Raw genomic sequence first — 12,564 nt, 5'->3', positions numbered from 1 at the left:
GACAGCGTGACCTCCCCGGAACTCGCGCTCACAGTCCGACTGAACACCTCGGCCGCCGACACCCGGCGCGGCGTGGTCCGGCTGCATCCGGAAGCCCTGGCCGCACTCGGCCTCCGCGAATGGGACGCGATCGCCCTCGTCGGCGCGCGCCGCACCGCCGCGGTGGCGGGTCGCGCGCCGTCCGGAACCCCCACCGGGACTGCGCTCCTCGACGATGTGACCCTGTCCAACGCCGGGCTGACCGAGAACAGCACGGTCGTCGTGACGCCGGTGACGGTGTACGGCGGGAAGACGGTAACGGTCAGCGGCTCGAATCTGGCCGTCAACTCCGTCTCCGACGTCACCCTGCGTCACGCCCTGCTCGGCAAGGTCCTCACGGTCGGCGACACGGTGTCGCTGCTCCCCCGCGATCTGGGCCCCGGAACCAGCACCGCCCCCGCGACGCAGGCACTGTCCCGGACGTTCGGGGTCGCCTGGACATCCGAGTTGCTCACCGTCACCGGGGTCGACCCGGCCGGTGGTCCGGTGAGCGTGCAACCCAACACCGCGGTCGGGTGGGGTGAGGGTGTGCGCGCAACGGTGTCCGCGGCTCCGTCCCGGTTGCCCGCGCCGCCCGTCCGGCCCGCCGAAGAGGTTCCCCCGGTCCCGGTCGAGGACCTGGTCGGTGCCCACACCCAGGCAGCCAAACTCACCGAGTGGCTCGGACTGGCACTCGACGAACCCGAACTGCTCCGCAAACTCGGGGCCTCACCCCATCTGGGCGTCCTGGTGACCGGGCCCGCCGGCGTCGGGAAGGCGACGCTCGCCCGAGCGGTACTCGCCTCCCGCCGGGTCGTCGAACTCGACGGGCCGAGCGCCGGCGCGCTGGAGGCCGACTCACGGTTGCAGCGGGTCACCGCGGCGGTCGACGCGATCCGCAGCGGCGGGGTCCTGCTGATCACCGACATCGATGCCCTGCTGCCCGCCACGCCGGAGCCGGTGTCGGCGCTGATCGTCGAACAGCTCCGCCGCGCGGTCGACACCGTCGGGGTCGCATTCGTGGCGACGTCGGCGCACCCGGAGTCGGTCGACGCCCGGCTGCGCGGGCAGGACCTGTGCGACCGCGAACTCACCCTGACCCTGCCCGACGGCTCCACCCGCCGGGCGCTGCTGGAACTGCTTCTGCGGAAGGTCCCCACCGACGGCATCGCCCTCGACGCGATCGCGGCCCGCACACCGGGGTTCGTCGTCGCCGACCTCGCCGCGCTGTGCCGGGAAGCAGCCCTGCGTGCCGCCTCACGCGCGGCCAGGAAACCCGTCGACCCGGCGCTCACCCAGGACGACCTGCTCGGCGCGCTCGACGTGATCCGCCCGCTGTCGCGGTCGGGCAGCGAGGAACTCGCGATCGGCAGCGTCACCCTCGACGACGTCGGGGACATGGTGGAGACCAAGCAGGCGCTGACCGAGGCGGTACTGTGGCCGTTGCAGCACCCGGATTCGTTCGCCCGGCTGGGGGTCGATCCCCCGCGCGGAGTGCTGCTGTACGGTCCGCCCGGTTGCGGCAAGACCTATCTCGTTCGGGCGCTGGCAAGTTCGGGACATCTGAGCGTGCACGCCGTCAAGGGCGCCGAACTGATGGACAAGTGGGTGGGCGCGTCCGAGAAGGCGGTCCGCGAACTGTTCCAGCGGGCGCGGGATTCGGCCCCGTCGCTGATCTTCCTCGACGAGGTGGACGCCCTCGCACCGCGCCGCGGTCAGAGTTCCGACTCGGGGGTGTCCGATCGGGTGGTGGCGTCACTGCTCACCGAACTCGACGGCGTCGAACCGCTGCGCGACGTGGTGGTCGTCGGCGCCACCAACCGGCCCGACCTCATCGACCCGGCGTTGCTGCGCCCCGGCCGCCTGGAGCGGCTGGTGTTCGTGCCGCCACCGGACGGCGATGCCCGCCGCGCGATCCTGCGGACGTCCGGGAAGTCGGTGCCGCTCGCCGCCGACGTCGACCTCGACGCCCTGGCCGACGACCTCGACGGCTACTCGGCCGCCGACTGCTCGGCGCTGCTGCGGGAAGCCGCACTGGCCGCCATGCGCCGGAACATCGACGCCGCCGACGTCACCGCGGCCGACATGGCCGAGGCACGCGAAAAGGTGCGCCCCTCACTCGATCCCGAGCAAGTGGCGCACCTCCAGTCCTATGCGCTGACGCGCCCGTGAGTACTTGTCAACCGCCCGCGGTTGACAAGTACTCACGGGTCAGGACCAGCGGCCGAGCAGCGTGGCCGCGTGTGCGGCGAGGGCGGCCTGGAAGAACGGGCCGAAGCTCACCCGCGCGACGCCGAGCGGCCCGAAGCTCGCCGGATCGTCCTGATCGGGCAGACCGATGGCGTTGACGGGCAGCGGCAGCTCCGACGTGAGCCGCTTCTGGGTGGCGTCGTCGTGACGGCCCACGGGGTACAGCACGTCGGCGCCGGCCTCGGCGGCGAGCTTCAGCCGAGCGATCGCGCGGTCGACACGGTCGGACTCGTCGCCCACCTGCTTCACGAACAGGTCGGTGCGCGCATTCACGACCACGTGGACCCCGGCAGCGTCGGCCGCCTGCCGCAACCCTCCGACGAAGTCGGCATGCTCCTGCGGTTCGCGGAGACGCCCGCCCTCGCTGTGGACCGTGTCCTCGATGTTCAGGCCCACGGCTCCCGCGCCGATCAGACCCTCGATCAGGCGGGCGGGCTCGAGTCCGTATCCCGATTCGATGTCGACCGACAGCGGCAACTCCACCGCTGCGGTGATCTGCGAGATGCGGTGCAGCAGCTCGTCGAACGTGATCCCCTCGTTGTCGGGCTTGCCGATCGAGTCGGATACCGGGTGGCTTCCGACCGTCAGCGCCTGAAAGCCAGCGGACACAGCCAGATTCGCGGACCAGGCATCCCACACGGTGGGCAGGATGACGGGGTTGCCGGGCTGGTGCAGCCCCAGCAGGGTGGTGGCCTTCTCGTTGATCGACGTCATAGGTGGGCTCCTCGCCTCGGTGGTATTCGATCGGAGTCGTTCTCGGGCACGCCTTCGGTGCCAACGCCGGGTTCGCCATTTCCATTCCTACCCGCTCGAGTACCGTGAGCGAATGGACTTCCGGGAACCCCTGTCGGCCGCGGCTGCTCTCGCGTCCGGTGCACTGGCCGGTTTCGTCCTCACCAATCCCCGCAACCGGGCCTGGACGATCAACGCGTCCGATCGGGAGATCGACCGATGGCTCAGCAGCCAGCCGACGGGTGTGGTGGTGGCTCTCGTTCTCGCCGTCATCGCGGTGGCCGGTCTGCAACGGTCCGGTTCCCGGCGGGTGTCGTGGCTCCTGGCGGTGGCGTGCGCGCTCGCCCTGATCGGCGCGCGCTGGGCGGTGCCGCAGGCCGGCGGCGTCGACACGCTGATCGCCCTGCACTTCGCGAAGACCGCGACTGCCGGGTTCCTGCTGGGCGCGGCGGTCGCCGCGGTGTGGGGTCGCTGGGTTTCGCAGCTGGCGTTGACTCTCGGTGTCGCGAGCGCGTTCCTCCTCGCGAGTGTGCAGCGACTACCGCGCGGCGACACCGCGTATGTCGAGCCCGCGAGTATGAGCACCTCCGCGATCGGCGAACCCCCGCAGTGGCTGCTGATCGGAGTTCTCGTGCTCGCGCTCGCGTCGGCGGTGGTGGCGCGGTCGCAGTTCCGGGTGCAGCGTCCCGACCGGAGGACCCTGCTGACCGCGCTGGTCGGCGCCTTGGCCCTCGCCCTGCTCAACCGGTTGCTCGGGGCGTGGATCGACGATCAGGAATTCGGCGAACCCCTGACAGTCTGGCTGATCGTCGCGTTCTCGCTCGCCGTGATTCTGACGGTCACGGTGCTGATCGCGCGCCGGTTCCCGGGGATCGACGGACGCTTCCTGCTCGCCGCGACCGGTGTCACCGCCGCGGCCGTGCTCGTCCTCGACGACCTCCGGACCCCGCGGGTGACGACGCCCGCGGCGGCGTTGCTGGCGGTGGGCGTCGTCGCTCTTGCTACGGGAATCGCGGTGGCGGTCAGGGTCCCGCCGAAGTGGCGGCGCCCGCAGTGGGGACTGAGCCTGGCCGCCGTCGTTCCGCTGCTCGCCACAATCTGGCCCGATTTCGGCGACGACGGCGTCGCACTGTTGATCCGGCTGGCCGTGCTGGGTTGCGGCACGGGTTTCGCGCTCGCCGCCGCTCTGCCGGGGTCGGCGCCCGTCGCGGTGCTCGGTTTCGCACTGCCGTTCGCGTCGCTGGTGTTCGTAGCGGCGACCACCGTTCCCCGCAGCCGGGTGGTCTACCCGGGCGCGAGCAGCGAACACCGTCTGCCGTCGTCGCCTGCCTCGACCGCCGCGTCCGACCATCTCGTCGGCTTCGTGATGCTGCTCGTCGTCGCGTTCTGCGTCTACTCGGTACACGAGCGGCGCAGTACCCCGGAAGGCAGCTAGTCGAGGAGGCCGAGCGACTGCAGACGACGGAACACGAGCATCGAACCGGGCGCGACGTCGGGCATGGCCGCGTACTCGTCGACGGTGAAGTACCGCAGTTCGGCGATCTCGCTCGTCGGCCGTGGCTCGGCGCTCAGTTCGGCGAGGAAGCAGGTCATGTGCAGGTCGGTGCCCTCGGGATGTCCGTACGCGGGCGCCTCGAAGACCCCCAGATGTTCGAGCGTCCCGTCGACGATTCCGGCGTCGAGTTCCTCCCGGATCTCGCGGTGCAGAGCCTGTTCGGCGTTCTCGCCCGGATCGATCTTTCCGCCTGCCATGTAGAACGCGGTCTTCCCCACCGATCGGGTCTGGAGGAGTTTCCGGTCGCGGATGTGGGCGAGCGCGGCGGTTCGGATCTCGGCAGGCACCGTCACAAGATAGAACAGTCGGGCCTGCCGCCCATAACACATTGCGCCCCATTAGTCCGATTTGCCGCGATTGTGAGTCCGAATAACCGACCCAGTAGGATGTACCCCGTAGCCCAGTTCGCTAGCTAAGCGAACGGTCTACACGACTCGGTTCGTTTCGTTCCGACACCCCGCCGCCCGCTGACCCCCGACGGAGTGCCTTTTGCTTGCTGTTCTGCTCGCCCATGCCGTTGCCGCCGTTCTGGCTCCGCTTGTGGTGCGCAAGTTCGGCCGCAATGGTTTCTACCCTCTCTCCCTCGTCCCGCTGGCGTCGCTCGGATGGGTGATCGCGAACTGGGGCACGGAGCAGACCGTGTCCATCGAGTGGGCTCCGGGCCTGTCGATGGACCTCGACTTCTGGTTCGATCCGCTCGCCGCGATCATGTCGGTGCTGGTGCTGGGCATCGGCACGCTCATCCTGGTCTACTGCGCGCGCTACTTCACCGACGACGAACCCCGCCTCGGCATCTTCGCCGCCGAGATGGTGGCCTTCGCCGGGGCCATGTTCGGCCTCGTCGCCAGCGACAACATGTTGCTGCTGTACATATTCTGGGAACTGACGACGGTCCTGTCCTTCCTGCTGGTCGGGCATTACGCCGAACGCGCGTCGAGTCGCCGGGCGGCGACGCAGGCGCTGCTCGTCACCACCGCGGGTGGTCTGGCCATGCTGGTCGGCATCATCATCCTCGGCCAGGTGAGTGGCACGTACAACCTGTCCGAACTGATCGAGATCGCACCTCGCGGCTGGCTCGCCGGTGTCGCCGTCGTACTTGTTCTCATCGGCGCCCTGTCGAAATCCGCGATCGTGCCGCTGCACTTCTGGCTGCCCGGAGCGATGGCCGCCCCGACCCCGGTCAGCGGCTATCTGCACGCCGCGGCCATGGTGAAGGCCGGCATCTATCTCGTCGCCAGACTGTCGCCCGGGTTCGCCGACTCGGCGCCCTGGCGGTTCACGATCATCACGCTCGGCCTGCTGACGATGGTCCTCGCCGGGTGGCGGGCGATGCGTGCCTTCGACCTCAAACTGGTGCTCGCGTTCGGCACCGTCAGCCAACTCGGTTTCATGATGGTCCTCGTCGGCCTCGGCACCCGCGACGCGGCGCTCGCCGGCATGACGATGGTCGTCGCCCACGCGATGTTCAAGGCCGCGCTGTTCATGGTGGTCGGGATCATCGACCACACGACAGGCACCCGCGACATCCGCAAACTCGCGCACCTCGGTGACCGTGCTCCCGCTCTGACGGTCGTCGCCGCGCTGGCCGCGGCGAGCATGGCCGGGCTTCCCCCGTTCCTCGGGTTCGTCGGCAAGGAAGCCGCATTCGACTCCCTGTTGAGCACGACCGTCCTCGCCGACCCGGCGCGGTTCGTCACCGTCGGCGTCGTGGTGTTCGGTTCGATCCTGACGCTCGCCTACAGCGTGCGGTTCATGTGGGGCGCCTTCGGTCGCAAGCGGCTCGCGCGGCCCAGCCCGGCCGTGCAGGGCATGCACGCACCCGGACCGTTGTTCCTCGCCGCGCCCGCCGTTCTGTCGACACTGAGCCTCGCGGCAGGACTCGCGGCGCCGCAGCTCGAGAAGCTGCTGACGCCGTACTCGCAGACCCTGCCCGCCGAGGGCTTCTCCGACTACCACCTCGCACTGTGGCACGGCGTGAACACCGCCCTGCTGCTCACCCTGCTGGTGTTCGCCGTCGGCACCGCGCTCTTCGTGGCGCAGCGATGGGTCAACCGGTTGCGGTTCGAGCATCCGCCGCTCGGCAACGCCGACCGCATCTACGACGCAACGCTGCGCGGCATGGACGCCCTGTCGATGCGGCTGACCGGCGCCACCCAGCGCGGTTCGCTCCCGCTGACCCAGGCGACCATCCTCGGCACCCTCGTGGTGGTGCCGCTGGTGCTGCTCGTCGTCGGCACGAATACGGGCGCCGACGTCCGGTTGTGGGATTCGCCGGTGCAGTTCGTGATCGGGCTGATGATGGTCGCGGCCGCGCTCGCCGCGACGGTGATGCGCAACCGTCTGGCCAGCGTGATCCTCGTCGGTCTCAGCGGCTACGGCTGCGGTGTGCTGTTCGCCCTCCACGGTGCCCCCGACCTCGCGCTCACCCAGTTCCTGGTGGAGACGCTGACCCTCGTCATCTTCGTCCTCGTGTTCCGGAAGCTCCCCGCCGAGGTGGACGAGCGCCGGGCGATCGGATTCAAGATTCCGCGGGCACTGCTGGCGGTCGCGGTCGGTGCCACCATCACCACGATCGGCGCGTACGCCATCAACGCGCGGAACTCGGTGCCGATCTACGAGCGACTCCCCGACGCGGCGTACTACCTCGGCAACGGCAAGAACGTCGTCAACGTCCTGCTCGTCGACATCCGTGCCTGGGACACGCTCGGCGAGATCTCGGTGCTGCTGGTGGCGGCCACGGGCGTCGCGAGCCTGGTGTTCCGCAACCGCCGCTTCGGCAGCGCACCCCGGGTGTCCGACGCCCCCGCGGTCACGGCCGATTCGTCGGCGTCGCATTCCGAGACGACGTGGCTGCTCGGCGGCGACCTCATCGACCCGAAACACCGGTCCCTGGTCCTCGAGGTGACGACCCGGCTGATCTTCCCGACCATCATGGTGTTGTCGGTGTACTTCTTCTTCGCCGGTCACAACGCGCCCGGCGGCGGGTTCGCCGGCGGCCTCACCGCCGGTCTCGCGCTGGTCCTGCGGTATCTCGCGGGTGGACGGTACGAACTCGGCGAAACCGTCCCGATCGACGCGGGCAAGATCCTGGGCCTCGGACTCACACTTGCGGCGGGCACCGCGCTGGCGTCGCTGTTCCTCGGCGCCCCGGCGCTCTCCTCCGCGGTGTTCGAGGTGACGCTGCCGCTGGTCGGCCACGTCAAGATGGTCACCGCCCTGTTCTTCGACCTGGGTGTGTATCTCATCGTGGTCGGGCTCGTACTCGACGTGCTCCGCAGTCTCGGAGCACGTCTCGACGCACAGATCGAGGTGAACCAGCGATGAGCGCGAACATCGGATTTCTCGTCATCATCGGCGTCCTGGTGTCGGCCGGCGTCTACCTGCTCATCGAGCGCAGCATCACCCGCATGCTGCTGGGACTGCTGCTGTTCGGCAACGGCATCAACCTCCTGATCCTCACGTCCGGCGGTTCGGACGGCAATCCGCCCATCGTCGGCCGTGAATCCATCCACGAATCGATGGCCGACCCGCTGGCTCAGGCGATGATCCTGACCGCGATCGTCATCACGATGGGCATCGCCGGTTTCGTGCTCGCGCTCGCGTACCGGTCCTTCAAGATCACCACGCAGGACGCCGTCGAGAACGACCCCGAGGACACCAGGGTCCTGCGGCGCCGGTCGCCCGCCGAGGCCCCCGACCGGGACCGCTCCGACGACCCGGTCACCGGCGAGCCGAGTTTCAGCGGCGACGCATTCGACAAGGACGGAAACCCTATTCCCCTGGAAGAGCTGAAGAACCTCGAAGACCTCGAATGCTACGAGGACCTGCACGAGGGTGACTTCGACGACGACGAGGACGCCGAAAAGGCCGGGATCGGGGAGAAGTCGTGACCATTTCCCCGCACATCATCACGGCCCTCGCGCCGCTGCCCGTCCTCGTCCCGATGCTCGCCGCCGCGGCCACGCTGGTGCTCGGCCGGCGACCGCGTGCCCAGCGGATCATCACGCTCGTCGCGTTGATCGGTGTTCTCGTCGTGTCGGGACTGCTGCTGTTCCTGGCCGACCGCGACGGGACGACGGCCATTCAGGTGGGTGGCTGGGACTCACCGATCGGCATCACGCTGGTGGTCGACCGGCTGTCCGCGATGATGCTGGTGGTCTCGTCGATCGTGCTGCTCGCCGTCATGGCGTACGCCGTGGGTCAGGGTATCCGCGACGGCAGTGAGGACCAGCCCGTCTCGATCTTCCTGCCGACGTATCTGGCGCTGACGGCGGGCATCTCCAACGCGTTCCTGGCGGGCGACCTGTTCAATCTGTACGTCGGCTTCGAGGTGCTCCTCGCCGCCAGTTTCGTGCTGCTGACGCTCGGTGCGAGCGCCGACCGTGTCCGTGCGGGTGTGTCGTACGTGATGGTGTCGATGGTGTCGTCGCTGATCTTCCTGGCGGGCATCGCGTTCGCCTACGCGGCCACCGGAACGCTCAACCTCGCCGACATGGCCACCCGCCTCGACGGCATCCCGTCCGGCACGCGCACCGCCATCTTCGGTGTGCTGCTCGTGGCGTTCGGCATCAAGGCGGCGGTGTTCCCGCTGTCGACGTGGCTGCCCGACTCCTACCCCACCGCGCCGGCGCCCGTCACCGCGGTGTTCGCCGGCCTGCTCACCAAGGTGGGTGTGTACGCGATCATCCGCGCGCACACGCTGCTCTTCCCGGAGGGCGAACTCGACAACGTGCTGATGGTGTGCGGCCTCCTGACGATGCTCGTCGGCATCCTCGGCGCGATCGCGCAGAGCGACATCAAACGTCTGCTGTCGTTCACCCTGGTCAGCCACATCGGGTACATGGTGTTCGGTGTCGCGCTGTCCACACAGTCGGGGCTCTCGGGTGCCATCTACTACGTGGCCCACCACATTCTGGTGCAGACCACGCTGTTCCTGGTGGTCGGTCTGATCGAACGCCAGGCCGGGTCGTCGTCGTTGCGACGGCTCGGCGGGCTCGCCGCGGCGAGCCCCGTCCTTGCCATCGTCTTCCTCGTCCCAGCCCTCAACCTCGGTGGTATCCCCCCGTTCTCCGGGTTCATCGGCAAGGTCGCGCTGTTGCAGGCCGGCTCGGCGGATGCGAGCGTGCTGGCGTGGATCCTCGTCGCGGGCGGAACCCTCACCAGCCTCCTCACGCTGTACGTCGTCGCACGTGTGTGGACCAAGGCGTTCTGGCGGGCGCGCGCCGACGCCCCCGAGGGTGACCTCGCGGACGTCAGCCCGTCGGCGCTGCTCGACGAGTCCGAGGCCGACATCTCGTTCGACGACCGCGCCGACGTGGGCCGTATCCCCGCGATGATGCTCATCCCCACCGTCGCCCTCGTCGCCGTAGGGCTGGCGATGACGGTGTTCGCCGGCCAGATCATCCAGATCAGCGATCGCGCGGCGAGCGATCTGCAGAACCGGTCCATCTACATCGACGCCGTCCTCGGCGGTCACCCCGGCGGCGAAGCGCAGGAGGCACCGCGATGAAACGCGAGAGACTTCTCCAGTTCGGCGCGCTGCTGTGGCTGATGGCGGTGTGGATCCTGTTGTGGGGCAACGTCAGCTGGGGCAACATCCTCGGCGGGCTCGCCGTCGGCGCGCTCATCATGGTGCTCATGCCGCTGCCGCGGGTGCCCGTGGAGGGCCGGGTGCACGTCCTGCCACTGCTCCGGCTGGCAGTCATGTTCGTGTACTACTCGCTCCAGTCGAGCCTCCAGATCGCCTACCTCGCACTCCGGCCCGGGCCGCCGCCCGTCACCGGGGTCCTGCGCTACCAGCTGGGGATCAAGTCCGACCTCGTCCTGACCCTGTGCATCGACGTACTGAACCTGATTCCGGGCACCATGGTCCTCGAAATCGACCAGGTCCGGCGGATCGTCTACGTGCACGTCCTGGACATGGGTTCGCAGAAGGCGGTCAGCCAGTTCTACCGCACGGTCGCGCAGCTGGAACGGTTGTTCATCGAGGCGTTCGAACGCGACTCCGACTGGAAACCGAGCCCCTGGCACAACCGCGACCTGCAATACGACGACCCCACTCAGGAGGGCAGCTCATGACAGTCGTATCGGTCATATCCGGAATCATCCTGGTCGTCGCCGGGGTTCTGACGACGTTCCGGCTGCTCGACGGGCCCAACTCGCTGGATCGCCTCGTCGCCCTCGACACCCTGATCGCGCTCGCGATGTGCGGGCTCGCCGTGTGGGCCGCGTACACCGGCGACACGACGATCGTGCCCGCCATCGTCGCGCTGTCGTTGGTGGGATTCATCGGTTCGGTGTCGGTGGCCCGGTTCCGGGTGAGTGACAAGTCGTGACCACCGTGCTGAACGTCATCGGGGCCACGCTCATGCTGTGCGGCTCGCTGCTCGCACTGACGGCCGCGATCGCCATCGTCCGATTCCCGGACACCCTGCGCCGCATGCACGCCGCCACCAAACCGCAGGTGGTCGGTCTCATCATGGTTCTCGCGGGCGCCGTCCTCGAACTGCGTGGCAACGTCGATATCTGGATGCTGATCCTCGTCGGCATCTTCACCCTGTTCACCGCGCCGGTCATCGCGCACAGCGTCGGCCGGGTGGCGTACCGGGAGCAGCGAGATCAGGACGGGCTGTTGATGATCAACGAGTTGGAGCCGCCAGAACTTCCGTGACCGCTGCATTCGCGCCGCTGCCCCACCGCGCGAGTGCGGTGTCGGGCCGGGCGAAGAACGTCGCGTAGAACCCGAGGCACATCGCGGCGAGGGCACCGAGGACGAGCGGTCCGGACACCTCGGGGAATCGGCCCATCGGCACCGCGAGGTAGCGGTAGCTGAGCAGCAGTCCGGCCAGCACCAGCGCGCCGCCTCCGACGAGGCGGACTCGGAACCAGCCCCACCCCCGTTCTGGGTCGCGCAACGCGGATTCGATGGTCAGGCACAGAACGGCTCCGGCGACCAGGTCGACGCCGTAGTGGTAGCCGAACCCGAGGGTCGCCGTCAGCGTGCACACCAGCCAGAACGTTCCACCGAGACGCAGCCACCAGGCGCCCTGCCGGGAGTGGATGAACAGGGCGAGGGCCCACGCCGTGTGCAGGCTCGGCATGCAGTTGCGGGGGGTCACCGAATCGAACGACATCGGTTCGGGCGCGAAGTCGGGTGTCGGGACGAGGTTGGGCCAGTAGTCGCTGACCTGGAACCCCTGCCCCTCGGTGCCGAACGCGAAGATCGGACCGACCACCGGGAACAGCACGTAGAAGACGGGACCGATGAGACCGATCAACAGGAACGTGCGGACCAGGTAGTGCGACGGCCAGCCGTTCCGCAGTTGGTAGACGGCCACCGCGATGGCCGCGACCGGCAGTTCGATGTAGACCCAGTGGAGGATGCCGTAACCGACGGGTCCGAGGGCGTCGACGAACTGCCCCAGGTGCCACGACGGGCTGCCCAGCGCGTGATCGGCCAGTTGCGCGTATTCGTCGAGGATCATCGGCCCGGCCATGATCGTGACCTGCAGCCAGGCGTCCCCGAATTTGGTCGCGAGAATCAGCAGCGCACCGAGGCCGACACCCTTGAGGGCGCTGCGCCGCTGGTTGCCGGTCCAGCGGACCGCCGCATATACGCCCACCGCCGTGAGAACCCAGGTCGCGCCGTTTCCGACTGTCAGCGGGCCACCGGACAGATAGCGCACCGCGGCGACCACGACATCGATACCGGCCGCGGCGGAGAGTGCCACGACGCGCTGGCGATTGGTGAGCCCGACCATCGCGAGCGCGAGGCCGGCCCACGGGACGGACGCCGACTTGGGGGTCAGGACATAGTCGTGGAACAGGCTTTCGAGGGGGCCCTGGAAACCCTGTGTGGACGCGACCAATTGGACGACCACCAGCAGGATCGCCACCCCGAGCGCCCCGCCCGCCGCGAACATGCGGGATCGATCGACGGGCCCACCCGGCCGTACAACGGCAACATCGTCGATCGACACCCGCCAAGTGTAAACAACACGTGAACGGGA

At 68.8% G+C, this 12,564-nt stretch carries 11 protein-coding genes; 8 read left to right on the top strand and 3 right to left on the bottom strand.

Annotation, left to right across the window (positions count from 1 at the left end; translation table 11 throughout):
• Positions 1-6: 6 nt before the first annotated feature.
• Positions 7-2,190, top strand: a complete 2,184-nt coding sequence (locus tag CJ177_RS16435; protein ID WP_095868134.1) for an AAA family ATPase — start codon at positions 7-9, stop codon at positions 2,188-2,190.
• 39 nt (positions 2,191-2,229) lie between these two features.
• Here the strand turns inward: CJ177_RS16435 and CJ177_RS16430 are convergent, their stop codons facing one another.
• Complete coding sequence (locus tag CJ177_RS16430; RefSeq protein WP_009474832.1) at positions 2,230-2,982, bottom strand: isocitrate lyase/phosphoenolpyruvate mutase family protein; 753 nt, start codon at positions 2,980-2,982, stop codon at positions 2,230-2,232.
• 112 nt (positions 2,983-3,094) lie between these two features.
• On the opposite strand from CJ177_RS16430, the gene CJ177_RS16425 reads away from it, so the two are divergent.
• Positions 3,095-4,435: a hypothetical protein gene (locus CJ177_RS16425; protein ID WP_061698108.1), complete on the top strand. Its 1,341-nt coding sequence runs from the start codon at positions 3,095-3,097 to the stop codon at positions 4,433-4,435.
• Here CJ177_RS16425 and CJ177_RS16420 read toward each other — a convergent pair.
• Positions 4,432-4,884: an NUDIX domain-containing protein gene (locus tag CJ177_RS16420; protein WP_043943825.1), complete on the bottom strand. Its 453-nt coding sequence runs from the start codon at positions 4,882-4,884 to the stop codon at positions 4,432-4,434. The genes CJ177_RS16425 and CJ177_RS16420 overlap by 4 nt on opposite strands.
• 160 nt (positions 4,885-5,044) lie before the next feature.
• Between CJ177_RS16420 and CJ177_RS16415 the strand changes: the two genes are divergently transcribed.
• Genes CJ177_RS16415 through mnhG form a run of 6 tightly spaced genes read left to right on the top strand, consistent with a single transcriptional unit; the run spans position 5,045 to position 11,225 of the window.
• Positions 5,045-7,879: a Na+/H+ antiporter subunit A gene (locus tag CJ177_RS16415; RefSeq protein WP_095868133.1), complete on the top strand. Its 2,835-nt coding sequence runs from the start codon at positions 5,045-5,047 to the stop codon at positions 7,877-7,879.
• Positions 7,876-8,445, top strand: a complete 570-nt coding sequence (locus tag CJ177_RS16410; RefSeq protein WP_005251757.1) for a Na(+)/H(+) antiporter subunit C — start codon at positions 7,876-7,878, stop codon at positions 8,443-8,445. Before CJ177_RS16415 ends, CJ177_RS16410 begins: the two co-directional genes overlap by 4 nt.
• A complete protein-coding gene (locus CJ177_RS16405; RefSeq protein WP_005264385.1) occupies positions 8,442-10,064 on the top strand; it encodes a Na+/H+ antiporter subunit D in 1,623 nt (540 codons plus the stop codon). The genes CJ177_RS16410 and CJ177_RS16405 overlap by 4 nt, the downstream gene beginning before the upstream one ends.
• A complete protein-coding gene (locus tag CJ177_RS16400; RefSeq protein ID WP_005251755.1) occupies positions 10,061-10,633 on the top strand; it encodes a Na+/H+ antiporter subunit E in 573 nt (190 codons plus the stop codon). Before CJ177_RS16405 ends, CJ177_RS16400 begins: the two co-directional genes overlap by 4 nt.
• The gene (locus tag CJ177_RS16395) at positions 10,630-10,890 is read left to right on the top strand and encodes a monovalent cation/H+ antiporter complex subunit F (RefSeq protein WP_005251754.1); all 261 of its coding nucleotides are present in this window, start codon (positions 10,630-10,632) and stop codon (positions 10,888-10,890) included. The genes CJ177_RS16400 and CJ177_RS16395 overlap by 4 nt, the downstream gene beginning before the upstream one ends.
• Positions 10,887-11,225, top strand: a complete 339-nt coding sequence (gene mnhG, locus CJ177_RS16390; RefSeq protein WP_061698112.1) for a monovalent cation/H(+) antiporter subunit G — start codon at positions 10,887-10,889, stop codon at positions 11,223-11,225. The genes CJ177_RS16395 and mnhG overlap by 4 nt, the downstream gene beginning before the upstream one ends.
• Here the strand turns inward: mnhG and CJ177_RS16385 are convergent.
• A complete protein-coding gene (locus tag CJ177_RS16385; protein ID WP_095868132.1) occupies positions 11,194-12,477 on the bottom strand; it encodes a phosphatase PAP2 family protein in 1,284 nt (427 codons plus the stop codon). The two genes, mnhG and CJ177_RS16385, sit on opposite strands and share 32 nt — an antisense overlap.
• Positions 12,478-12,564: the final 87 nt, after the last annotated feature.

It is taken from the genome of Rhodococcus sp. ACPA1 (assembly GCF_002300195.1).
Taxonomy (GTDB): Bacteria; Actinomycetota; Actinomycetes; order Mycobacteriales; family Mycobacteriaceae; genus Rhodococcus_F; species Rhodococcus_F opacus.
This window is presented reverse-complemented; position numbering and strand designations above follow the sequence as displayed.